The organism is Salinicola salarius (genome assembly GCF_002179555.1).
In the GTDB taxonomy this organism is placed as follows: domain Bacteria; phylum Pseudomonadota; class Gammaproteobacteria; order Pseudomonadales; family Halomonadaceae; genus Salinicola; species Salinicola salarius_A.
On sequence record NZ_NHOU01000003.1, the window covers coordinates 98,861 to 122,702 of the forward strand.

Sequence of the window (23,842 nt, forward strand, 5' to 3'; positions counted from 1 at the left end):
GGAGCGGTGAAAACTGTCACCCGCGCAGCGCCCGACAATGGCGCTGCGCCGACTCCTCGATGACGTGCTTGGCATCGATCAGTATCTCGCGACCCCAGAAAGCGGAATAGGCACTGTCGAAGTCGAGCGGCTCGAGGCGCCTGGCGATGCTCTCGACCGCTCCCGCATCGAGCGGAATGTTGTTGGGATAGGACCACATGAACGACGCCATCCGATCCGGCGTCACCAGCAGCGTATCGCCGGTCAGCAGAATCCGGTGCTCGGGCCAGTGGAGCACGCTGGCGCCGGGAAAATGACCGCCCAGACGATAGACATCGATGCCGGGCAAGATCTCGCGTGACTCTCCTTCCCAGAACTCGATCCCAGGATCCGCCACGGTGACCCAGTCACGATCCGCGGCGTGGACATGAATCGGGCAGCCGAACGTCTGCGCCCAATCCGCCATGGTGGAAAAGAAATGCGGATGCGACAGCACGATGGCATCGAGCCCGCCGAGACCTTCGATGATCTCGATGGTCGCCTCGTCGAGCAGCGTCAGGCAGTCCCACAGCACGTTGCCCGCGGGCGTTCGTACCAGGAAGGCGCGTTGGCCGATGGCGAAATGTGGCGTGGTGCCTATCGCCATCAAGCCCGGCGCCATATGGCGGAAAGTATTAGCGTGGCTGGCCGCCAGCTCGCTCGGCGTCGTCCAGCGCTGGCCTTCGACGGGCACGAACTGGCGCTCGTCCTCGCAGATTTCACAGTGTTCCGGCGGTGTCTCGCTCGGCGGATATTGCACACCGCAGGTGGCGCAGATAAAACCATGGTTACGCATTTCGCATTTCCCCGTAGAACCGACTCAGGTCATCTCTTGTCGCTACTCTTCTTACCGCTACTCTTCTTGTCGCTGCTTTTCTTGTCGATACTCTTGATCAATGTCGCTTGCTATCAACCCCGTTGTTACCAACTCAAGTGTAATCCACTTAGCTTGAGGTCGAGCGCTTGCCACGCCCGATCATGGCTTTTATCGACGAATCGCCAGCCATCCCGCCATCAGGACAATCGCCATGCCCACCAGCGTTGGCCCATCGGGAATCTCATCGAACAACCAGATTCCCCACCCTATGGCGAATAGCAGATAGGCGTAATCGAACGCCCCCACCAGCGACGAAGGCGCAAGCTGATAGGCTCGGGCAACCGCGGTATTGACGCTCACCATGAGTAACGCGTAGAGCAGGATCAGCAGACACGGCACCGTATCGAGTCGCTGCCAGCCACGGGTGAGAAACCCGGATAACGCCTCAGACACGAGGACAGTCACGGTGACACTGCCGACCACACCCGCCAGCAGGAAAGCGACATTGAGCCCGAGGGCCAACAGCCACGGAGACACGTCGCGGCAGCGCGTTCGCGTCACAACCATCGCCCCGGCATAGCAGAGCGCCGCCAGTAACGGAAGCAACATGGCTGGCGAGAACAGCGCCCCACCGGGACGCAGCACGGTCAACACGCCAGCGAAACCGAGCCACAGTGCGGCCCAGCGTCGCCCCGTCAACGGCTCGCCCGTCAGCGCGGCCAGCATCGCGATAAACAGCGGCGTGGTGTAGATTCCAACGGCGGCAATGCTCAGTGGAATCCAGGGCAGCGCGGCATAAAACGCAATCCACATTGCCAGCAGCAGCAGGCTCCGCAACGCGATCCAGCCCCAGCTATCGAGGCACCGAGGAAGATTGCCGCTCTGACATCGCCAGCCCATCAGCAGTATCGGCAACGAGATCGAGGGCGCAATTACCAACAGTTGCCAAAGTGAGAGGCTGTCGCTGAGATACTTGACCAACGCGTCTGCCAGGGCGAGGAGGAAAACCGCGCCGACGATCAGCAGAATGCCGCGGCGAGGGTTATCTTCGAACGTGGAAGGTGCTTTCATGGCGGTTCCTGTCGGTGGCAACCGCCAGAGCGTGCCCCACCGACCGCCGCCGTCACCAGCGATGGTGGCGTCACTATCCATGAGCCAGGGTTATGTTTCCGCTGAACCGTTCGCTGCCGCCCCTCGCCACCCTGCTCCCGTTCGAAGCCGCCGCCCGATGGGAAAGCTTCACTCGCGCTGCCGAAGAGCTCGGCCTGACTCAGGCGGCCATCAGCCGCCAAGTGCGATCGCTGGAAAAGGATCTTGGCGCGACCCTGTTCGAGCGCAGAAACCGCGGCGTCTTCCTGACGCCGGCCGGACGCGAACTGGCCAACGTCATCACCGATGGATTGTCCCGGATCGCACAGCAGGCCGACGATCTCCGCGGCGGCGAGCGCGCGCCCCGAGTGATTCTATTCTGTCAACTCTGCGAAGCGTTCTACTGGCTGATGCCCCGGTTGGCGACGTTCAATCAGCGCCACCCCGACATCGATCTGAAGCTGGTGACATCGACCCGACCGATGACCGAGCAACGCGACCCGTTCGATATCGCCCTGCAGACGCATGGCAGACCTAGTGGCAACCACACGCTGGCATTTATCGCCGCGGATACGATCTATCCCGTCTGCAGTCCCGATCATTCGGCCGCGCGGAACGCGCCAATCTCGCTGGAATCGTTGGCGGGCGAGGAGCTGCTTCATCATCGCGCAGAACCGCCCGACTGGATGGAGTGGAGCGGCTGGTTCACGGCCATGGGCCAGGAGGTCTCGCCACCGCTGCCGGGGAAAGTGTTCGACAGCTATCCGCTGATGCTGCAGGCGACACTGGCCGGGCACGGTATCGCACTGGGATGGCGGCGCACGACCGAGCGTTTGATCGACGCTGGAGAGCTGATAAGACCCGTCGAGGAAGCTCTCATTCAACCCGAGGCGATCGCCGTCTATACCCACCGAGAGGCGATGGATCGCTACGCGTGTCGGGTGCTGCTCGACTGGCTGGCAGAAACACTGAACGACACACTGAACGATACACCCAGCTAGCGACGACTCCACCCGCCCGTCATGGCGACCTCTGATTAACGAGCACTAGACGACCGGTCTATTCAAGGCTAGAGTGGACGCATGAACAGCTCACTAGCCACCCGCGACGTCAAGACGCAGATCCTGGATATCGCTCAGTCCACCATGGGGAGCCGAGGGTTTTCCGCGGTCGGGCTGAATGAAATTCTCAAGGCGGCCCAGGTACCCAAAGGCTCTTTCTACCACTACTTCGAGTCGAAAGAGGCGTTTGGTGTCGCACTGCTGGAACGTTACTTCAGCCGCTATCTGGCCGAACTTGATGAGTTGCTCGCCACTCGCGACGAGAGTTCCTCCGTCTCAAGGCTGATGCGTTACTGGCAACGCTGGGTGGACACCCAGACCGGGCACGACCTGCAAAGCCGTTGTCTGGTGGTCAAGCTGGGTGCCGAGGTCAGCGATCTTTCCGATTCGATGCGCCAGGTACTGGAAAACGGCACGGATCGAATCATCGAACGCCTGACCCGCGAGCTGACCCGCGCCCGGCAGAATGGAGAAATCACCGCCGATGACGATGACGGAGAGCTGGCCGCCTCGCTGTATCAGATGTGGCTAGGGGCCAGCATGTTGGCTAAGGTGACCCAGGACGATAGACCGTTGCAGTCGGCATTGAGCACGACACGACGCTTGCTCGGCCGTCACTGAATCGAGAGTGAATCCAGGGCCGATGATTTGGCCCTTTTATTTACCTTGGGACTAGACGACTGGTCTAATCAAATCAGATTCATTGAAGTGAAAGGAGTACATCATGACGCAGAATCATACGATCAACCGACAGTGGGTACTGGCCTCGCGCCCCCACGGCGAGCCGCGTCAGGATAACTTCCGCCTGGAAGAGACCGAGATTCCCGCCGCCACGGAAGGCACGGTCTTGCTGCGCACGGTCTATCTCTCGCTCGACCCCTACATGCGGGGCCGCATGAGCGACGCACCCTCTTATGCCCCGCCCGCGAAGATCGATCAGGTCATGGTGGGCGGCACCGTCAGCCGCGTCGTCGAATCTCGACATGCCGATTTCCAGCCAGGCGATTGGGTGCTGGGCTACAGCGGCTGGCAGGACTACGCCCTGTCGGACGGCACGGCCCTGACCAACCTGGGACAGCAGCCCGAGAATCCTTCCTACGCTCTTGGCGTCATGGGCATGCCGGGCTTTACCGCCTACATGGGGCTGACGGATATCGGCAAACCCAAGGCGGGTGAGACCCTGGTGGTCGCTGCCGCTACCGGCCCTGTCGGTGCGACGGTTGGACAGATCGGCAAGATCAAGGGCATGCGGGTCGTCGGTATTGCCGGCGGTGACGAAAAGTGCCGCTATGTGGTCGAGACACTGGGCTTCGATGCCTGTATCGACCACCGAGCCGACGACTTCGAAGCCCAGCTCGAGGCCGCCTGCGATGCCGGCATCGACGTCTACTACGAAAACGTGGGTGGCAAGGTCTTCGATGCGGTCCTGCCGCTGCTGAATACCAGCGCTCGGATACCGGTCTGCGGGGTGGTCGCTCAGTACAACGCGACGGATCTACCGGAGGGGCCGGACCGCCTGCCACTGCTGCTGGATACCATTCTCAAAAAGCGTCTCACCGTGCGCGGCTTCATCATCTTCGATGACTACGGTCACCGCTTCGACGAGTTCTTCAACGAGATGTCGGGCTGGATCGAGGAAGGTCGCATTCACTATCGCGAAGAGATCAAGGAAGGCCTGGAAAATGCCCCCAAGGCGTTCAGCGGTCTGCTGAAGGGTGAGAACTTCGGCAAACTCGTCATCCAGGTCGGCGAGCGCTGATCCCATGTCGCTCGATCTCGTCCCCCTCGATCTCGTCCTCCTCGACTTCGAAGCACCGGATCCCGCGGTCATCGATTGCGTAACCACCACAAAGGCATTCATCCCATGAAAGTATTAATGGTACTGACATCACACGATCAACTTGGCGACACCGGTGAGAAAACCGGCTTCTGGCTCGAAGAGCTGGCAGCGCCTTATGTCGTCTTCCAGGACGCCGGCGCCGATATCACGCTGGCCTCGCCCAAGGGGGGTCAGCCCCCGCTGGACCCTAAAAGCGACGACCCGACGGCGGATACCGAAGAGGTCAAACGTTTCCGCGCTGACGCGGAGGCCATCAAGGCACTTGCCAGCACCCACGTGCTGGCAGATATCGATAGCGACGATTTCGACGCAGTCTTCTACCCTGGCGGCCACGGCCCGCTGTGGGACCTGGCCGAAGACAAGGCATCCATTGCGCTGATCGAACGTACCCTGCGGACCGGCCGTCCCGCGGCGCTCGTTTGCCATGCGCCTGGCGTACTGCGTCACGTGAAGGACGCTGACGGCGCGCCGATCGTGAAGGGTAAAAAGGTCACCGGCTTTTCCAACAGCGAGGAAGAGGCTGTCGGCTTGACAGACGTGGTGCCGTTTCTGGTCGAGGACGTGCTCAAGTCACAGGGTGGCGACTACAGCAAAGGCGCTGACTGGTCCTCTTACGTTCTGACCGACGACCTGCTGATTACCGGCCAGAACCCGGGCTCCTCCGCCGAAACCGCGAAGGCCCTGCTGAAACGACTCAACGAAAAGGGGTAGTTCAATGAGCACTTACGTGATCTTCATCAAGGACGCCACCCTCGATAGCGAGGAGATGGCGATCTACGCCGACAAGGCCAGCAAGGCAAGGGGGGAGGTCCCTCCCAAGCCCCTGGCATTCTATGGCGATATCACCACCCTAGAGGGCCCAGAAGCCGAGGGTGCCGTGGTGCTGGAGTTTCCCGACCGCCAGGCCGCGCTGGCGTGGTATGAAAGCCCGGCCTATCAGGAGGCCAAGCAGCATCGGCTCAAAGGCGCCGACTATCGTGTCATGATGGTGGAAGGGGTTTAACGGCTAGCGGTTGCCGGTAGAAATTCCAGTGCAAAGGGGGCGGCAAGTGATAATGCCGCCCCCTTTATTGTGCAGCCTCTCCGGTATGGACCGACAACCTCCGGCCGTCATCGATGCCACCGCCAGCTCGGCAGAAAAAACCGCCGGATCGTCTACCTCCAGAAGTTGCTCTTCACCAGATCGACCACATCGCTCATGCGGCCGTTGAGCACGGCCTTGCCCGAATAGAGCGCGGTGGACGTTACCTGCCCCGGTTCGATCTTGGGCGGCATCACCAGCTCCATGCGGTTGACCTTGACGTCGAGAATCGCCGGGCCGGGATGGGCCAGCCACTCGGCGATGGCGTGCTTGAGCTCGTGTTCCTGCTCGACCCGCCGCCCCCACAGGCCGATCGACTGCGCCAGCAGCCCGAAATCGGGGTTGTCGAGGTCGGTGTAGCTGTCCAGCAGACCGTCGACTTTCTGCTCCAGCTCGACGAAACCCAGCGAGCTATTGTTGAAGACGACGATCTTGAGCGGAATCTTCTCCTGCTTCAGGGTCAGCAGGTCGCCCATCAGCATGGTCATGCCACCGTCGCCGCACATCGCGATGACCTGACGCTCGGGGAATGCCTTCTGAATGCCGATCGCCTGCGGATAGGCGTTGGCCATGGTGCCGTGAACGAGGCTCGACAGCGTGCGGCGCTTTCCGTTGGCGCGGATGTGACGCAGCATCCAGACCATCGGGCTGCCGCCATCGGCGGTAAAGAAGGCGTCGTCGTGGGCGGCTTCGTCCAGCGCCAGCGTCAGTTCCTGGGGATGGATCAGGCCGTCGTCGTCGGACTCGTGAGCGTCGCGCGCCAGCGCCTTGTGGTAGCTCTTGCGGCAGCGCTCCAGCCAGGACGTGTCGCTCTGCTCGTCGACGATCTGGGCCAGCGCGGCACAGGTATCGCGCACGCTGCCGAGCAGTCCGATGTCGACCGGGTGACGTTTGCCGATCTGCTGCGGATCGATATCGACCTGAATGATCGTCGCCTTCTCGGGATAGAATTGCGTCCAGGCGAAGTTGCAGCCGAGCAGCAGCAAGGTATCGCATTCCGCCACGGCGTGGTAACCCCCGGCCAGGCCGAAAACCCCGGTCATGCCGACCTCGAAGGGATTGTCCGGTTCGATGAAATCCTTGGCCCGTGAAGTCCACGCTACCGGCGCGTTGAGCTTGGCCGCCAGCACCATCACCTCGTTACGCGCGTGCTCGCAGCCGGAGCCGGCGAAAATCGAGATCTTGCCGCCGGCGTTGAGCGCCTTGATCGCCGGCACCAGCTCCTCGGCGCTCGGCCGGGTGATCGGGTTGAATCGATGGGCGCGATACGGCAGATCCTGGCTCGGCTTCTGGGTGAACAGATCGCCGTGCACGATCAGCACCGCCACGCCGTTCTTCGACAACGCCGCCTGTGCTGCCAACGCTGTCATCCTACGCGCCTGGTCGGGGTTGATGATCGTCTCGCAGAAGACGCTGTACTGATCGTAGATCGGCTTGGGGTCGACATCCTGCGGGAAGCCGATGCCGGTATCGGCGGTGCCGACCTGAGAAGCGATCAACACCACCGGCGAACCGCTGCGATGGGCTTCGAACAGCCCGTTGACGAAGTGCAGCGTGCCCGGACCGCAGGTGCCGGCGCACAGCGCCAGCTCCCGGGTCATGTAGGCTTCGCCACCGGCGGCGAAACCGCCGACCTCCTCGTGGCGGACATGCACCCATTCGAGATCGCTGCGCCGGATCGCGTCGGTAAAATGATTGATGGTGTCGCCAACCACGCCATAGCAGCGCTTGGCGCCCGCCTCGGCAAGCGTTTCGACAATGATTTCAGCGACATTCTGATGGCTCATGATGCGACTCCTTTCGCGGACGACTAACTCGCGCGGACGGCGAACTCGTCGAAACGAGGAAGCTTCGGCCGTCGCGGGCCCGATGAACTGGGCGATGAAAGACGAATTGCCAGGCGCCATGCTGCGTGCATGACGCCTCATCCAAGCGTAGTCGGCAATCAGCGCCTCGCTCGAACTCAGGCCATTTCGGAAGGATCGGGCACCCGCGGGAACCGCGGCGGATGCGCTTTCATGTAGGCGTGACAGGCCCGCAGCACTCGGACGTCATCGTGCTTGCCGCCGGCGAGCTGGAACCCGACCGGCAGGCCGGATTCGGTGAATCCGCAGGGAACGGACGCTGCCGGCTGCTGGCTCAGATTGAATGGATAGGAGAACGGCGCCCACTCTTCCCAGTCGCGCATGCCGCTGCCCGGCGGCACTTCGTGACCCGCCTCGAACGGCTCGATCGGTACGGTCGGCGTCATCAACAGATGATAATCCTGATTGAAGCGCTCCAGGCCCTCGGTGAAATTGGCTCGGCGACCCAGCGCCTGGAACAGGTCGAGCGCGCTCCACTGCTGCGCGGTACGCGCATTGGCAACGAGGCCCGGATCGAGCTGTTCGCGCTGCCGGTCGCTGCATTTCGACCAGAAATCCAGCGACGCGGTGAACCAGAGCTTCTGGAAGATATCGATCGGCGATTCGAACCCCGGGTGAATCTCCTCGATCTCGGCGCCAAGCTGCTCGAGATTGCGAGCCGCTTCGCGCACGCGAGCGGCGACCTGGTCATCGACCTCGGCATAGCCCAAGGTCGGCGAGTAGGCGATGCGCAGCCCGCGCAGATCCTTGCCGAGATCGGCCCCCCAATCCTTCGGCTGGCCCCGCGTGGCGTAAGGGTCACGATAGTCGTAGCGCCCGATCACGTTGAGCATGCGCACCGCGTCGTCGACGCTGCGAGTCAACGGGCCGATATGAGAGAGCGAAGGTTCTGTCGCCGGCGGCCATTGCGGGGTCCAGCCGTAGGTGGGCTTGAAGCCGAAGACGCCGGTGAACGCGGCGGGAATGCGGATCGAGCCGCCGGAGTCGCCCCCCCTGATGCAGCACGCCCATGTTGAGCGCGGCAGCGGCAGCGGCCCCGCCGGAGGAGCCGCCCGGCGTCAGGCGCGTATCCCAGGGATTGTAGCTCGCACCGAACACCCGGTTGTCGGTCACCGCTTTCCAGCCGAACTCCGGCGTGTTGGTCTTGCCGAGAATCACCGCCCCGGCTTCGCGGAGCATGCGGGCCGGCGGGCAGTCTTCCTCGCAGAGCGATTCCGATGTGGTCAGCGAGCCGCCACGCGCCGGCATACCAGCCACCTCGGCCAGATCCTTCATCGAGACGGGAATGCCGTCGATGGCGCTCAGCGGCTTGCCCTGCCCCCAGCGCCTGGCAGAAGCCTTGGCCGCCTTCTCGGCCCCCTCGCGGTCGACATGAACGTAGGCGTTCACGGCGTCGTTGAAGCGGTCGATACGGTCGAGCGCCGCCCGCGTCGCCTCCAGCGGCGAAGCCTCGCCGGTTCGATAGAGCTGCTCGAGTTTTCCAGCGTCCAGATTGCCAAGGTCGGTGTCGCTCACGATTCCTCCACGTCCTGTGGTACGAGTTTCATGTCGCCAAGGTTAGTCGGCGTCCTGAAAGACGCGCAACGTCGCTACCGGAAGGATGACGACTTTCAGCACGTCAGAAATCGTGCTCGGCCTCGGATGGAGAGGGCGATGCGGCGTTCATGCGCTGCAGATGCAGGCGCCGAAGCAGGCGAATGACCGGACGAATCAACATCTCGATACTGCCGATCACGAACAGCCAGGTACCGGCATAAGTCAGGGAGTCGTAGAAGAAGAAAATGCTGCCGATCACGAACCAGATACCGATCAGAATATCGTTGACGATGCTCACGACTTCATAGCGCTGGCGAATGACCAGCTCATCCCGGCCGAAGTGAAGGGTCAATGGTTCATTGGCGCTATTTGAATGGACGCCACGCTGTCGTGTCCTCTCGTGCATATCACTTTTACTCCCTTCGAGATTGGTCACGATATTCTGGTTCAGCCCGCCGTGCTCCGCAAAGACAGCGCCCGGCCTCGAAGCAGATTCACTGGCTCCCGTGCGGTTTGTCTTCCATGATGAAGTCGAACGAGACGACCTGCTCCGGCAACGACATGAAGAGGTGAAAGTCCGTGTCCCATTCGACGCAAGCGCAGTACGAGCAGACGCCAGCGGCCGACAACACCACGATGTTCGTCTTCGGTGCCGGCGGTGATCTGGTGAAACGGCTGCTGATTCCTTCGCTCTACAATCTGGACCGGGATCAGTTGATCGATTCCAACATGCGGATCGTCGGCGTCGATCTCGCCGAGCATGACGACGCGGGATTTCGCGCCCATCTCAAGCAGTTCATTGCCGCTAAGGCCGCCGATCACCACTCGGAAGGCCGCGGCAGCGCACTGGACGAATCGCGCTGGCGCGAATTCGAGCAGCGGCTCCATTATCTGCAGGGCGATTTCACCGACGAGGCGATTTACCGCCAGATCGAGGACGCGATTGCGTCATCCGACAGCGGCAATGCGATCTTCTATTGCGCGACCGCATCCCGCTTCTTTGGCGAGATTGCAAGGCAGCTTGGCCAGACCGGATTACTGACGGAGCAAGGCGGAAACTACCGCCGGGTCATCGTCGAAAAGCCGTTCGGCCATGATCTCGAGTCAGCCCGGGCGTTGAATGCCGAGCTGCTCGACATGATGCGGGAAGACCAGATCTACCGGATCGACCATTTCCTCGGCAAGGAGACGGTTCAGAACATCCTCGTCGCCCGTTTCGCCAACGTGCTGTTCGAGCCGTTCTGGAACAACCACTACATCGACCACATCCAGATCACCGCCGCGGAGACGGTCGGCGTCGAGGAGCGGGCCGCCTTCTACGACAAGGCCGGGGCCATGCGCGACATGGTGCCCAATCACCTGTTCCAGCTGCTCGCCATGGTCGCCATCGAACCCCCGGCCGCGTTCGGCGCGGATGCCCTGCGCAGCGAGAAATCGAAGGTGCTGGGCGCCATTCGCCCATGGACGACGGAGGAAGCTGCCCACAATTCGGCGCGCGGACGCTACGAGGCTGGCACGCTCGGCGACCGCCAGGTGCCCGGCTACCTCGAGGAGAAAGGTGTCGACGCCGACAGCCAGACGGAAACGTTCGTCGCCATGAAAGTGATGGTCGACAACTGGCGCTGGATCGGCGTGCCGTTCTATCTGCGTACCGGCAAGCGCATGAGCGCGCGGGACACCGAGATCGCGATCTGCTTCAAGCCGGCGCCCTACGCGCAGTTTCGCAACACCGACGTGGAGCGGATGGCCTCCAACTGGCTGATCATCCAGATCCAGCCCAACGAAGGCATGTGGTTCGACTTCCAGGCCAAGCGGCCCGGCCCCGAGCTGGAAATGGACACCGTCAAGATGGGCTTTGCCTACAAGGATTTCTTCGACCTGCCGGCGGTCACCGGCTACGAGACATTGATCTACGACTGCCTGACCGGCGACCAGATGCTGTTCCAGCGTGCGGATACCATCGAGAACGGCTGGCGCGCCGTGCAGCCGTTTCTGAAAGCCTGGTCCCGCGAATCGGGGAGCGGAGAACCGGGCATCGAAGGTTATGCCGCAGGCACCGACGGCCCCAGCGGCGCCCATGAATTGATCCAGCGCGACGGCCGCCTGTGGCACAAGGTCGGCGAGCCCACCGGCCCTGGCGTGGCACCGGTGCCGAAGCGTGGCGAGAAGTCGCCTTCATGAGACTCCGCGCTCGGCGAAACCGCCGAGCGCTTCACACGTCTTTCGAACGTCTCACGACACCAGCCGGCCCAGCGCGAATCCGGCGATGGCGGTGTCCTGCACGCCGGTACCGGTGAGATCGCAGACGGTGATCTGCGAGTCCGCCGTGCGCAGGCTCTTGCCGGACGCGATCACCTTGCCCAGCTCGTTGACGGTGAACGGCGGCTGGTGGCCGGCGTAGGCCTTGAGTTCACCGTTGTTCTCGCTCTGGGCGCGGGTATCGGCGACGAAATGATCGGCGCGCTCCATGACGGAGGTATCCAGCTCGCGCTTGTCCGGGCTGTCGGAGCCCATGGCGGTGACATGCACGCCCTCGCGCAGATGCTCTCCGGAGAGTAACGGCTCGCGCGACGGCGTGGTAGTGACGATGATGTCCGCCTCGCGGCAGGCGTCGGCGATATCGGTATGTACCGCCACGGTCAGCCCGTACGTTTGCTGCATCCGCGCCGCGTAGGCTTCGGCCTTCTTCACGTCCCGTGCCCAGACATCCAGTGTGTCGATATCTCGTACCAGCTTGAGCGCGGCAATCTGGAGTTCCGCCTGCAACCCGGCACCCAGCACGGTGACACGCTTGCTGTCGGCGCGGGATAAATGCTTGGCGGCGATGGCGCCGGCCAACGCGGTGCGGATGTCGGTGAGATAGCCTTCGTCGAACAGCACCGCCTCGACCAGTCCGGTCTTCGCCGAGAACACGATCATCAACCCGTTAAGACTTGGTAGTCCCAGTTTCGGGTTGTCGAAGAAGCCGGGGCTGACCTTGATCGCGAAGCGCGAGTTACCCTTGATATGCGCGGTCTTGACGTCGACCTCGCCGTTGGCCTCCTCGATCGCCATCGACAGGATCGGCGGCTGGACGACATTGCCCTCGCCCAGCGCGCGAAAGCCGGCTTCGACCGCCTCGAGCGCGTCGCGGTCGAGGCTGACGACGTTCTGAATCTGTGCGCGGTTGTAGAGTTCCATCGAGGTTGCTCCTGATTCCATTCGTTCGAATTCGTTTTTTGTCCGGACCTTCAGCGTTCCGGATAATCGAGCATGGCACGGGCCCGCATCAGCGTTCCCGCATCGACGCCGTTACCGGAAATGATCAGCGCCACCTTTTCGCCACGGATATCGATGGCGCGCTCTTCGATGGCGGCGAGCCCGACCACCGCGGCGCCTTCCACCAGCATCTTCTCCTGCTCGAAGAAATGAAGCATGGCGCGGGCGATGGCCGCTTCCGAGACCTGGTGGTGATCGTCCATCACCTCGCGGACCAGCTCGAAGGTGCAGCGGTTGTCGAGACCGATCCCGCCGCCCAGCGAATCCGCCAGCGATGCCTCTTCCTCGACCTCGACGGGCTTGCCGGCAGCCAGGCTTTCGATCATCGCCGCGCCCTCGAGCATGCTCACACCGGTGACTCGTACCTTCGGGTTGATGCCCTTCACCGCGCGACCGATGCCGCCCAGCAGGCCGCCACCGGAAAGCCCGATCAGCACCCGGTCGAGCTCGGGAATATCTTCCATCAGCTCGAGCCCGATGGTGCCCTGGCCGGCCGCGATCAGCGGATCGTCGAAGGGTTCGATCAGCGCCATGCCCTCCTCGCTCACCAGCCGTCGTGCCTCGACGAAGGCGTCGTCCTGAGAGCGGCCGACCACGCGGGCTTCGGCACCCAGCGCCTCGATGGCGGCCACCTTGTTGGCCGGCACCAGCTCGGAAACGCAGATGATCGCGCGGGCACCGAGACGCTTCGCGGCCCACGCCACTGCGCGACCGTGATTGCCGGTGGATGCCGTGGTCACGCCGCGTTCGAGCTGCTCGGGCGAGAGCGACGCGATCTTGTTGAGCGCGCCCCTGAGCTTGAACGCCCCGCTCGGCTGCAGAGTTTCGAGTTTCAGATAGATCTCGGCATCGAAGCGTGCCGACAGGCTCTGGGAGAGAATCAGCGGCGTGCGCATTGCCTGGCCGGCGATGCGGCTTCGGGCCAGGTAGATGTCATGAAGCGTGACGGGGTCGGACATCGTTGGGGAATCCCGGTTGGTAAGACAAGTGCGGCAGAGTGGATCTCTCCACCCTGCCGCAGGCTTGTCGTGTCATCAAGACAATATGGCGATGGCTGCGACTTAGCCCTTGAGATCACCGCTACGCGTCAACTCATCGGTCACCTTGTCGATGGCACGCTTGGCGCGGGCGATCACTTCGTCGACCTGGCCGCGGTCGATCACCAGCGGCGGCGCGAAGCCGAGGATGTCGCCGTTGGGCATGGCGCGGGCGATCAGGTTCTCTTCCAGCGCTGCGGCGGCAACGCGCGCGCCGACCTTGAGCGACGGCTCGAACGGCGTGTACTCGCCCTTGGTGGGCGCGAATTCCAGTGCGGCCATCAGCCCCTCGCCGCGGACATCGCCGACCAGCGGATGCTCGCCGAAGGTCTTCTTGAGCTGGGCGTTGAAGTAGGCGCCGGTCTCGGCGGCGTTGCCCACCAGATTCTCGCGCTCGATGATGTCCAGGTTGGCCATGGCGGCGGCGGCGCCCAGCGGGTGGCCGGAGTAGGTCCAGCCGTGGCCGATCGGGCCATATTCGCCGGTGCCGTCTTCCAGCGCTTTCCACACCCGTTCACCGACGATGACGCCGGAAAGCGGCTGGTAGGCGCTGGTCAGCCCCTTGGCGATGGTCACCAGATCCGGCTGGATGCCGTAGTGCTGGAAGCCGAATTCGCTGCCCAGGCGGCCGAAGCCACTGACCACTTCATCGCAGATCAGCAGGATATCGTGGCGCTTGAGCACGGCCTGGATCTCGTCCCAGTAGCCTTCCGGCGGCGGGATGATGCCGCCGGTTCCCAGCACCGGCTCGCCGATGAAGGCGCCGATGGTGTCCGGCCCTTCGCGCTGGATCATCGCTTCGAGCTGTTCGGCGCAGTAGGCGGAGAATTCGCGCTCGCTCATGTCGCCACGCTCGCGCCGATAGTAGTAAGGCGCCTTGGTATGCAGCACGCCGTCGATCGGCAGATCGAAATGCTGGTGGAACGCCGGCAGGCCGGTGAGCGAACCGGCAGCGATGCTGGAGCCGTGATAGCCACGCTGGCGCGCGATGATCTTTTTCTTCTTCGGCTGGCCGATGACGTTGTGGTAGTAGCGCACCAGCTTGATCTGGGTCTCGTTGGCGTCGCTGCCGGAGAGGCCGTAGTAGACCTTGTTCAGACCGTTGCCGGCGAGCTTGGCAATGCGCTCGGAGAGCGCGATCAGCGGCTCGTTGGAGTGGCCGACATAAGTGTGGTAGTACGCCAGCTCCTTGGCCTGGGCATAGATCGCCTCGGCGATCTCGGTGCGCCCGTAGCCGATATTGACGCAGTAGAGCCCGGCGAAGGCGTCGATCATCTCGCGGCCATCGCGATCGACGATGGAGATTCCATTGCCACCGGTGATGACGCGCCCCGGCGCATCGCCTTGGGCGTAATCGCGCAGATGGGTGGACGCATGGAAAACGTGGCGGCGATCGTTTTCGATCAGGGCACGAGTATCGGTCATAACCTTTCCTTAACCAAAACGAAACGCCGCCATCTGTCCGGACGGCGTTTCAGGGGCGGGCGCAGCGATCGGAGCGATCCTTGTGTAATACCCGCTTGTAGAATGTTATCTCTGGACCGGCCAGTGGCGTCCAGCCGGTCATTATCCATGTCAGCGACGCGCGGGCGCGACACCGTCAGAACAACGCGCCGCCGTTCACGAGACAGCGCGTAAGCACTAGGCGAGCGGGCGAAGCGCAAGGCGCACGACACGCAGGAGCCGGAGCCTATGGGTTATAGGTGAGGACTCCGAGTATCGGGCAACGCGGCGATTCGCTCGCGCAGTCAGCGATTCCGCGCTGGCTCAAGAAGAGCTGGCCGACGGCATATTGCCCAGACAGTAATACTTCGTATCGAGATACTCGTCGAGCCCCGCGGCGCCGCCTTCGCGCCCCAGCCCCGACTGCTTGACGCCACCGAACGGAATCGGTGCGCCGGTCATCTTGACGCTGTTGACGCTGACCATGCCGTACTCCAGCCCGCGCATCAGCTTCCAGATCCGGCGCACGTCGTGGGTGTAGACGTAGGCGGCCAGGCCGTACTCGGTATCGTTGGCGAGCTGGATGACCTCGTCGTCATCGTCGAACGCACAGACACCCGCGACCGGCGAGAAGGTCTCCTCGCGGAACACGCGCATCTCCGGCGTGATATCGGCCAGCAGCGTCGGCATGAAGAAGTTCTCGCCGGGCGCCTGGCCTGCGCCGCCCAGTTGACGCGCGCCCTTGCTGATACCGTCCTCGACGATACCCCTGGCCATGTCCACCGCCCGCTTGTGGATCAGCGGCCCGATATCGCTGCCCTCGAGACCGTTGCCGACCTTCAGTGCCTCCATGTGCGCCACGAATCGCTCGACGAAGGCATCGTAGATGCCGCGCTGAACGAAGATACGATTGGCGGCGAGGCAATCCTGGCCGGCGGTCTGGAACTTGGCGGCGACCGCTTCCTTCGCCGCGGCATCCGGGTCCATGTCGTCGCAGACGATGAACGGCGCATTGCCGCCCAGCTCCAGCGACATGCGCTTGACGCTGGACGAGCTCTGGCGCATCAGCAGCTTGCCGACGCGGGTCGAACCGGTGAACGAGATATTGCGGATGCGGTTGTCGTTGCACAGCACTTCGGACACGGTTGCCGGATCACCGGTGACGACGTTGAACACGCCCGCCGGGATGCCGGCCCGCTCGGCCAGCTCCGCCAGTGCCAGCGCGGAGTATGGCGTCTCGTTGGCCGGCTTGACGATCACCGGGCAGCCCGCCGCCAGCGCGGCACCGGCCTTGCGGGTGATCATCGCCAGCGGGAAGTTCCACGGCGTGAACATCGCCGAGACCCCGACGGGTTCCTTGATCGTGCCCAGCGCCGCGTTGGGAATATGGCTGGGAATGGTCACGCCGTAGGCGCGCTTGGCCTCCTCGGCGAACCACTGAATGAAGCTGGCGCCGTAATCGACCTCGCCCCGTGAATCGTTGAGCGGCTTGCCCTGTTCGTAGGTCATCAGCAGCGCCAGGTCTTCCTTGTGCTCGTGCAGCAGGCGATACCAGGCGTTGAGCTTCTCGGCCCGCTCGTGGACGTTGATCGCCCGCCATTCGGCGAAGGCGTTCTCGGCCGCCGTCACTGTATCGGTGATCTGTGCCGCCTCCAGCAGAGCGCAATGGCCCAAGGTTTCGCCGGTGGCGGGATCGACGACCGCTTCCTCGCGGCCCTCGCTACCGTGGGTCCATTTGCCATCGACGTAGGCATACTGGCGGAAAAGCCGGGGATCGTTGAGTTTCATATCGCCTCCTGCTTGGCTCTGGACAAAAAAGGCTGTCGGCGGTGGGGCAGAACAAGTGGCCTATCCTGCGAGTACGATCATGGTATCGATTCGGCGACGCGGAATTTTTTTGTCTCGATCGATCAGCGGCACGCTTTCTTTCGAAAGCCCGGCCAGGAGTTGCGGTTTTTTTGGCGGGGGAGTTTCGGTTTTTTTTGGCGGGATATAGGCAAGAACCAATGAGCCCGGCCAAGGCCGGGCTCATTGTCATCCGATTTCAGACAAGCGATTCATTTGACCCGGATAATGCCGGCGGCCCTTCGCGCTTGACCGTCTTGGTGACGATATAGGTGAAGTAGCGCTCGATACCCAGATCGGAGACGAGCCAGGCATCGATCAGGCGCTGATAGGCGTCGATGCTGTCGGCGGCGATCTTGACCAGGTAGTCGACGCCGCCACCCACCGCGACGCACTCGGCCACGGCGTCGGTCTCCGCCACCATGCGCTCGAAGCGGGCGAAGCTCTCGGCGTTATGCTGCTTGAGCTCGATCTGCACCCACACCGGCGTACGCTTGACGATGGCGTCGGGATTGATGCGAGCGCTGTAGCCCTCGATGATCCCGGCTTTCTCCAGCCGCTTGACCCGCTCCCAGCACGGGCTGACGGAGAGGCTGATCGCCTCCGCCAGCCGCGACTTGGTGATGCGACCGTCGCGACTGAGGATCTCGAGGATTTTGAGGTCGTAACGATCCAGTTTCATTCGGCCAGCTTCGGGGCCGATAAAGAACCCGCACGCTCCAGTGATTCGACCACTTCCGCCACCACGGCAATGGTATCGCCCATCCCGACCTTGGCCGGGAACCGCCGGGCGATGAGGATGCCGTCGCGCTGGGCGCGGTATTCGACCGGCGCGGCGCCGGTGCGCGTCATGTCGTAGACCCGGGCGATCACTTCGCCCTTCTCGACCGTATCACCCAGGGACACCGTCAGTTCCAGCAGGCCGGAGTGCTCGCTCTGGACGTAGCAGCTGGCATCTGGCATATCGACGTAGATCATCGGCTCCGTTGGCTTCTCGATCTCGCCCTCGATTAAACCCGTCTTCAATAAACCATAGTGCAACAGAAAGTTCCGCACGCCGCGCTCGGTGATGGCCAGGCTTTCCGGCGTCGAGGTGCCGCCGCCACCCAGCTCGGTGGTGACGAAGGTCTTGCCCTGAGACTCCACCGCCGTGTCATAGAGCTTGGTGGCGTCGAGTTCGAACATCATCATCGCGTAGGGCGCACCGAAGGCGACCGCACCGGCCAGGCTCGCGTTCTCCTGGGCGAGATCGTCGAGCCGGTGGGCGGCGGCAAACGGCACGATATCCAGCGTGCGGCCGCCGGAGTGCAGGTCCAGCGCCACGTCGCACATCGGCACCAGAACCCGATTGAAGTAGTCGGCGATCTGTGAGGTGACGCCGCCGTTGGGATCGCCGGGGAAGCTGCGATTGAGGTTGCCGCCATCCAGCGGCGAGGTCCGCTTGCCCGCTTCCGCCGCCGGCGTGTTCATCATCGGCACGATGATCACGCGACCGCGCACGTCCTTCGCCTCGAGCGTGCTGGCGAGCTTGAGCAGCGAGGTGATGCCTTCGTACTCGTCGCCGTGGTTGCCGCCGGTCAGCAGCGCCGTCGGACCTTCGCCGTTGGCGACCACGGTGATCGGGATCATCACCGCGCCCCAGGCCGACTCGTCGACCGAGATCGGCAGCTTGAGAAAACCGTGCTGAACGCCCTGGGCATCGAAGTCGACGGTGGCGCTGATCGGGCTGGGACGCAGGGTTGCGGACATGCGAACTCTCCTCAATGAAGCGGATGACGCGCCCTGGCGGATCGCTGCAGGCGCGTCATTGAAAGGTAGCAAAATAGCCGGGCGAGCCGGATTCGTGGCGGGCTCCAGGCCCGCTGTTTGGCCTTGTTCCACGATCGACTTTCACGAACGATCGACTTTCACGGACGCCCGGCACGTTCTTGTTTGACGAACAGCTGACGCGTCTTACTTGACGAACAGCTGGCGCGGAAAATTGCACAGCGGCTCGGCACCGTTCTCGGTGATCAGGATGCTTTCGGTGATCTCGAGCCCCCAGTCGTCCATCCACATGCCAGGCATGAAGTGGAAGGTCATGCCGGGTTCGAGGATCGTCTCGTCGGAGGGACGCAGACTCATGGTGCGCTCGCCCCAATCCGGCGGATAGCTGATCCCGATCGGATAGCCGCAGCGCGCGCCGCCCCGGTCGAAGCCGTACTTGTCCATCGCCGCGCCCAGCGCCAGCGCGATATCGGCGCATCGGTTGCCGGGCTTGGCCACCGCCAGGCCGTTCTCGATCCCTTCGAGCAGGGCCGATTCACCGCGTATGAAGTCCTGCGGAGGTTTGCCGAGGAAGACGGTTCGCGACAGCGGCGCGTGGTAGCGCTTGTAGCAGCCGGCGATCTCGAAGAACGTCCCTTCGCCCTTGCGAAACGGGGTGTCGTCCCAGGTCAGGTGCGGCGCGGCGGCGTCGCTGCCGGTCGGCAGCAGCGGCACGATCGCCGGATAATCGCCGCCGTGGACCTTGCCGTGCTCGTCGGTCCAGCCCTCGGTGCCGACCCGGTAGATCTCGGAAACCAGCTTGCTCTTGGCAAGGCCGGGCTCGATCATCTCGATGATGCGCGTATGCATGCACTCGACGATTCGCGCCGCCGTGCGCATGTAGGCGATCTCCTGCGGCGACTTGATCGCACGGCACCAGTTGACCAGCGCCGTGGCATCGATCAGCTGGGCGTGTGGCAACTCCTTGAGCAGGCTGACGTAGGCCTTGCCCGAGAAGTAGTAGTTGTCCATCTCCAGCCCGACATTGCCGGTATGCCAGCCATACTCCGGCAGCACCGACTGGGCCAGATATTCCATCGGATGCATGTCCGGGTTCTGGACGTAGTAATCCGGGTAGTAGCGCACGCGTTCGGCGTCCATCCAGCAGGTGCGCCAGGCGCCGTTGGCATCCTGACGCCGGCCGTACCAGACCGGCTCGCCTTCCAGGCCCACCAGCACACACTGATGCACATAGAACGACCAACCGTCGTAACCCGTCAGCCATCCCATGTTGGAGGGATCGCTGACGACGAGAACATCGATTCCGCGGCTCGCCATGGAAACGCGCACTTTGTGCAAACGACTGGCGTACTCTTCACGCGAGAAAGGTAAAGAAACCTGAAACATGGAGCCACTCGACTAACGGGACCAAATTGTAGGGACATCGGCGGTCGAGGGGATCGTGCCGGGTGTCCTGCCGCTTGCCGACCGGGTGTGAAATTGTCATGATTTAACTATCAACATTCATGACAATTATCGGTCAATGCATCGAGGACGATAGTAGCATCGTCGCTCAGCGTGCCGTCAAAGGCTTTATTGCATCATGACAATCGATCTGACGCCCTTCCTCGGCGGCCACGGCCCCAAATATCTTTCCATCGCCCGCGCCCTCGCCGAAGCGGTCCGCCACGGCGTGCTGTCTCCCGGTATGCGCCTGCCCACGCACCGCGAGCTCGCCGAGACGCTGGGCGTCAGCGTGCAGACGGTTTCCCGCGCCTACGAACAGGCCGAGAAGAGCGGCCTCGTCCAGGCCCGGGTCGGCAGCGGCACCTGGATTCGCGATGCCGAAGGCGATTCCGAGAACGAATACCTGCGCGCCCCGGCGGCGGTCACCGATGCGGCGCCCATCGACCTGTCGATCGCGCATCCGGTCTGCCCGCCTTCCCACCATCGGCGCTTTCGCGATGCGCTGGCGGAGCTCGCCGAGACCGCCCACGCCGACGTGATCGGCGCCTGCCGCCCGATCGCCGGCCTGCAGCATCAGCGCGAGCGCGCCAACGCCTGGCTCAAGGAGCGCCTCGGCGTGCCCGGCGAGGCCGACGACCGGCTACTCTGCAACGGCGCCGCCCACGGCCTGATGCTGGCGATCGCCACGGTCGTCCAGCACGGCGATGTCGTGCTGACGGAGACGCTGACCGACCACGGCCTGATCGCGCTGGCGCGCACGCTGGGCTTCCAGCTTCACGGCGTGGCGATCGACGAGCAGGGCGTCATCCCCGAAGCGCTGGAGGCGGCCATCGTGAAATTCCGGCCGCGTGCCGTCTGCCTGACGCCGACCCAGCTCAATCCCACCGGCGCGACCATGGAGAACGCCCGTCGCGACGCCGTGGCCGAGATCCTGCTGCGTCACGACGTCTGGCTGATCGAGGACGACGTTCATGCGCTGCTGGAACCGCCGGGCCTCAAGTCCCTGACCGCTCGCCTGCCCCAGCAGAGTTTCCATGTCACCAGCCTGACCAAGTCGACCGTGCCCGGGCTGCGCGCCGGCTATCTCACCGTGCCGCGCGGCCAGATGCATCACACCCTGCCGCGCCTGCGCGCCACCAGCTGGATGGCGACCCCGCTGATCTTCGAACTGGCGGATTACTGGCTGGCCAGCGGCATGGTCGACACGCTCGCCCACGAGCAGCGCCAGTTGCTGGCGGAACGGCAGGCGCTGGCCGCGCGCAAGCTGGCGGGCCATACCATCGAATCGCGCCCCAGCAGCCTGCATGTCTGGCTGACGCTGCCGGAGCCGTGGCGCGCCGAGGAACTGCAGCAGCAGGCCCGCCAGGAAGGCGTCGCCATCACCACCGCCCAGCCGTTTCTGGTCGAGCAGTCCGCCATGCCGCGTCGCGTGCGCATCAGCCTGGGAGCGGAGCCGGATCTGGCCCGGCTTTCCAGCGGGTTGGACGTACTGAGCCAGTTGCTGGGCGAAGCGCCGCCGCCGATGCTGGAGATCGCGTACTGAGCTGCGAGCGGCGATTTCTTTCGCCGCCCATAACCTGCGATGATGACCGGCTCCAACAAGACAACGGCGACGGAGCCCAGATGCGAGTCCTGATCTACCACAACGACGCCGAGCAATGGCGTGACATCCTGCTCGAACGCCTGCCGAATGCCGAGTTCCACGTCGCGGCGGACAGCGGCAACCCACAGGTGGATTACCTGGTCGCCTGGAAACCGCCGGCCTCGGTCTTCGACGAGCAGACGGTGCTCAAGGGCGTCGTCAACCTGGGCGCCGGAGTGGACGCCTTGCTGCAGAACCCATCGCTGCCCCGCGAGATCCCCATCGTCAAGCTGCGCGACGCCGGCATGGGCGAACTGATCGGTGACTACACCCGCTACGGCGTGCTGCATTTCCAGCGCGACTTCGACCGCTATCGCCGACAACAGGCGACGAGCGAATGGCGGGAAGTGCCGGTGATCGACAAGCCCGACTGGCCCATCGGCGTGCTGGGCCTCGGCGCGATCGGCACCCGTGTCGCGAAGATGCTCGCCGCCGACGGCTATCCCGTTCACGGCTGGAGCCGCTCGCCCAAACGGATCGACGGGATCAGTTGCCATCACGGCGACGACGGGCTCGATACCCTGCTGCACCAGGTCAAGACGCTGGTTACCCTGCTGCCGGACACGCCCGCGACGCGCCACATCATCAACCGCGACAACCTGGCCAAGCTCCCCGTCGGCGCCAGCCTGATCAACCCCGGTCGCGGCACCCTGATCGACGAGCCCGCCCTGCTCGAAGCACTGGGTTATGGAGAGCGCGATGGAGTGTCCGAAGGTCGCCTGCGCGGCGCGCTGCTGGACGCCTTCCCCAACGAACCGCTGGCAGCGGACAGCCCGCTATGGCGCCACCCCCGCATCCTGATCACCCCGCACATGGCCGGGCCGACGCCGATCGGCGCCGCCGCCGACCAGGTCGCCGACGCGCTGGACGCGATGTCGAAAGGCAAGGCGGTCGAAACCATCGATCCCGAAGCGGGGTATTGAGCGAGACGGGAGCCGGCATCGCCATTTTCGGCCGGGCCACCTGATTTCACCCAAAGACGATGATAGCCTCTGTTTCAGAACGTAAAGTCGGATTTACAACCGGCTGGGCTACTCGTCTGCGAGGGATGCGGTGAACAAGAAGACGCTTACCGAACGCGATATCGGTACCAGGTTCATCACGCCGGCTCTTGAGCCAGCTCCTCCTGAAAATGAACGATATCGCATCGTCAAAAAAGTCGACGGGCTAATGGCCCTCTGCGACCAGCTCAAGGCCCGCTTGGGTGAAGCCGGTGAGCCCCGCACCCGGCTAGCCGAGGCGGTGGTAGCCAACGCCACGAGTCAGTAACCGCCATACAAATTGGCCCTCACGAAAGCGAGGGCCAATCGGGAATGGCAATGAACTAGCTATAAACGGCTGGCGACTGGTTAGGCTTTCAGCCGCTGGGTGGTTTTCGGTATAGCCGACTGATCTCGGGTGACGCTCGTCAATACATAGACGAGGGGGCGGTCATCGGTGCCGTTGATACGAAAAATCATGCCTTCCAGACCCGCACCCTGACCTATCATTCGGTGCAGCAGTTCAAGCTGCCCGCGCGGCACATAACCCAGCTTGTGTCCCTGGGCCTCAATACGGATAGCCAGGCGGTCATAAGTATTGTCAGGCTCGGGAACGAATCGAACTGGCTCGCCTGTCTGAAGCTGAGAAACCGCTATCTGTGTCTCGTGCCGAAAACCGGCCACTTCCAGCAGCATCTCAAAGGCTGCGGGTGCGTTGTCGAAGGGGTGTACCAGCTCGAACCCATCGTTGGGCAATTTTGCGCCTGTGTACCCCAGCAGACCGAAGTCACTGATGTCAGCATCCGGCGGAATGCCGCGCAGTTCGAGATAACGACCGAAGTCTCGCCGACTACGCGGCGGTAAACGCCGCATGAAAGCGTCAAGAACATGATGCCGATGTTCTGCCCGGTTCAGAGGGAATGCTGGATAACCCTGGAATCCCATTTCAATGGCCTCGGCCATATCCTGTTCATCCATGCCGTACTGAAGCCAGACGTCATCGCCATGCTTGACCAACTGGCCCACGCAGTAGCGAGAGCGGTTCTTGCTCTCACGCGCCTGCCAACACAGCAGCAAGCGTTGCGGTTCTACCAGATGTTCGATTAGACGATTCATG

22 protein-coding genes and 1 pseudogene are annotated in these 23,842 nt (G+C 63.2%); 9 read left to right on the forward strand and 14 right to left on the reverse strand.

Annotation, left to right across the window (positions count from 1 at the left end; all coding sequences use genetic code 11):
• Positions 1-16 precede the first annotated feature (16 nt).
• Together CCD76_RS03700 and CCD76_RS03705 are read right to left on the reverse strand one after the other, a co-directional pair.
• Positions 17-814, reverse strand: coding sequence for an MBL fold metallo-hydrolase (locus CCD76_RS03700; protein WP_087718199.1), 798 nt, complete (start codon positions 812-814; stop codon positions 17-19).
• A 189-nt stretch (positions 815-1,003) separates the two neighbouring features.
• The gene (locus CCD76_RS03705; protein ID WP_179208833.1) at positions 1,004-1,906 is read right to left on the reverse strand and encodes a DMT family transporter; all 903 of its coding nucleotides are present in this window, start codon (positions 1,904-1,906) and stop codon (positions 1,004-1,006) included.
• A 92-nt stretch (positions 1,907-1,998) separates the two neighbouring features.
• On the opposite strand from CCD76_RS03705, the gene CCD76_RS03710 reads away from it, so the two are divergent.
• From CCD76_RS03710 to CCD76_RS03730, 5 genes are all read left to right on the forward strand, one after another.
• Positions 1,999-2,925: a LysR substrate-binding domain-containing protein gene (locus CCD76_RS03710; protein ID WP_087718201.1), complete on the forward strand. Its 927-nt coding sequence runs from the start codon at positions 1,999-2,001 to the stop codon at positions 2,923-2,925.
• 81 nt (positions 2,926-3,006) lie between these two features.
• Complete coding sequence (locus CCD76_RS03715) at positions 3,007-3,606, forward strand: TetR/AcrR family transcriptional regulator (protein ID WP_087718202.1); 600 nt, start codon at positions 3,007-3,009, stop codon at positions 3,604-3,606.
• Between the two features lie 103 nt (positions 3,607-3,709).
• The gene (locus CCD76_RS03720; protein WP_087718203.1) at positions 3,710-4,744 is read left to right on the forward strand and encodes an NADP-dependent oxidoreductase; all 1,035 of its coding nucleotides are present in this window, start codon (positions 3,710-3,712) and stop codon (positions 4,742-4,744) included.
• 105 nt (positions 4,745-4,849) lie between these two features.
• A complete protein-coding gene (locus CCD76_RS03725; protein ID WP_087718204.1) occupies positions 4,850-5,536 on the forward strand; it encodes a type 1 glutamine amidotransferase domain-containing protein in 687 nt (228 codons plus the stop codon).
• Positions 5,537-5,540: 4 nt separating this feature from the next.
• Positions 5,541-5,828 (forward strand): DUF1330 domain-containing protein, encoded by a 288-nt coding sequence (locus tag CCD76_RS03730; protein ID WP_075562974.1) that lies wholly within the window; start codon positions 5,541-5,543, stop codon positions 5,826-5,828.
• Between the two features lie 152 nt (positions 5,829-5,980).
• On the opposite strand, the gene CCD76_RS03735 is transcribed toward CCD76_RS03730, so the two are convergent.
• The 4 genes and pseudogenes from CCD76_RS03735 to CCD76_RS03745 all read right to left on the reverse strand — a co-directional run bounded on the left by CCD76_RS03735 (position 5,981) and on the right by CCD76_RS03745 (position 9,713).
• The gene (locus tag CCD76_RS03735; protein WP_087718205.1) at positions 5,981-7,693 is read right to left on the reverse strand and encodes a thiamine pyrophosphate-dependent enzyme; all 1,713 of its coding nucleotides are present in this window, start codon (positions 7,691-7,693) and stop codon (positions 5,981-5,983) included.
• Positions 7,694-7,869: 176 nt separating this feature from the next.
• Positions 7,870-8,802 carry an amidase family protein gene (locus tag CCD76_RS20325; RefSeq protein ID WP_306298788.1) on the reverse strand — a complete coding sequence of 311 codons (933 nt, stop codon included), beginning with the start codon at positions 8,800-8,802 and terminating at the stop codon, positions 7,870-7,872.
• Between the two features lie 19 nt (positions 8,803-8,821).
• Positions 8,822-9,286, reverse strand: a pseudogene (locus CCD76_RS20330) (amidase family protein); the annotation flags it as partial.
• Between the two features lie 103 nt (positions 9,287-9,389).
• Positions 9,390-9,713, reverse strand: a complete 324-nt coding sequence (locus CCD76_RS03745) for a YrhK family protein (protein WP_087718206.1) — start codon at positions 9,711-9,713, stop codon at positions 9,390-9,392.
• A 173-nt stretch (positions 9,714-9,886) separates the two neighbouring features.
• Here CCD76_RS03745 and zwf point away from each other — a divergent pair, with 173 nt between their 5' ends.
• A complete protein-coding gene (gene zwf, locus CCD76_RS03750; RefSeq protein WP_087718207.1) occupies positions 9,887-11,488 on the forward strand; it encodes a glucose-6-phosphate dehydrogenase in 1,602 nt (533 codons plus the stop codon).
• A gap of 51 nt (positions 11,489-11,539) precedes the next feature.
• On the opposite strand, the gene CCD76_RS03755 is transcribed toward zwf, so the two are convergent.
• The 7 genes from CCD76_RS03755 to doeA form a co-directional block, all read right to left on the reverse strand.
• On the reverse strand, positions 11,540-12,487 hold the full coding sequence (locus CCD76_RS03755) for a cyclodeaminase (RefSeq protein ID WP_087718208.1): 948 nt from the start codon (positions 12,485-12,487) through the stop codon (positions 11,540-11,542).
• Positions 12,488-12,537: 50 nt separating this feature from the next.
• The gene (gene eutB / locus CCD76_RS03760; RefSeq protein ID WP_087718209.1) at positions 12,538-13,524 is read right to left on the reverse strand and encodes a hydroxyectoine utilization dehydratase EutB; all 987 of its coding nucleotides are present in this window, start codon (positions 13,522-13,524) and stop codon (positions 12,538-12,540) included.
• 102 nt (positions 13,525-13,626) lie between these two features.
• Complete coding sequence (locus CCD76_RS03765; protein ID WP_087718211.1) at positions 13,627-15,027, reverse strand: aminotransferase; 1,401 nt, start codon at positions 15,025-15,027, stop codon at positions 13,627-13,629.
• A 342-nt stretch (positions 15,028-15,369) separates the two neighbouring features.
• A complete protein-coding gene (locus tag CCD76_RS03770; RefSeq protein WP_087718212.1) occupies positions 15,370-16,833 on the reverse strand; it encodes an NAD-dependent succinate-semialdehyde dehydrogenase in 1,464 nt (487 codons plus the stop codon).
• Positions 16,834-17,089: 256 nt separating this feature from the next.
• Entirely contained in the window at positions 17,090-17,572 is a 483-nt protein-coding gene (locus tag CCD76_RS03775; protein ID WP_087718213.1) for an Lrp/AsnC family transcriptional regulator, read from the reverse strand.
• Entirely contained in the window at positions 17,569-18,639 is a 1,071-nt protein-coding gene (gene doeB, locus CCD76_RS03780; RefSeq protein ID WP_087718214.1) for a N(2)-acetyl-L-2,4-diaminobutanoate deacetylase DoeB, read from the reverse strand. Before doeB ends, CCD76_RS03775 begins: the two co-directional genes overlap by 4 nt.
• A gap of 204 nt (positions 18,640-18,843) precedes the next feature.
• On the reverse strand, positions 18,844-20,043 hold the full coding sequence (gene doeA / locus CCD76_RS03785; protein WP_087718216.1) for an ectoine hydrolase DoeA: 1,200 nt from the start codon (positions 20,041-20,043) through the stop codon (positions 18,844-18,846).
• Between the two features lie 196 nt (positions 20,044-20,239).
• On the opposite strand from doeA, the gene ehuR reads away from it, so the two are divergent.
• The 3 genes from ehuR (at position 20,240) to CCD76_RS03800 (ending at position 23,014) form a co-directional block, all read left to right on the forward strand.
• On the forward strand, positions 20,240-21,646 hold the full coding sequence (ehuR, locus tag CCD76_RS03790) for a MocR-like ectoine utilization transcription factor EhuR (RefSeq protein ID WP_087718217.1): 1,407 nt from the start codon (positions 20,240-20,242) through the stop codon (positions 21,644-21,646).
• 80 nt (positions 21,647-21,726) lie between these two features.
• Positions 21,727-22,668 carry a 2-hydroxyacid dehydrogenase gene (locus tag CCD76_RS03795; protein ID WP_087718218.1) on the forward strand — a complete coding sequence of 314 codons (942 nt, stop codon included), beginning with the start codon at positions 21,727-21,729 and terminating at the stop codon, positions 22,666-22,668.
• A gap of 130 nt (positions 22,669-22,798) precedes the next feature.
• Positions 22,799-23,014 carry a hypothetical protein gene (locus CCD76_RS03800; RefSeq protein WP_087718220.1) on the forward strand — a complete coding sequence of 72 codons (216 nt, stop codon included), beginning with the start codon at positions 22,799-22,801 and terminating at the stop codon, positions 23,012-23,014.
• Between the two features lie 80 nt (positions 23,015-23,094).
• Here CCD76_RS03800 and CCD76_RS03805 read toward each other — a convergent pair whose 3' ends face one another.
• Complete coding sequence (locus tag CCD76_RS03805; RefSeq protein WP_087718225.1) at positions 23,095-23,841, reverse strand: HIRAN domain-containing protein; 747 nt, start codon at positions 23,839-23,841, stop codon at positions 23,095-23,097.
• Position 23,842: the final 1 nt, after the last annotated feature.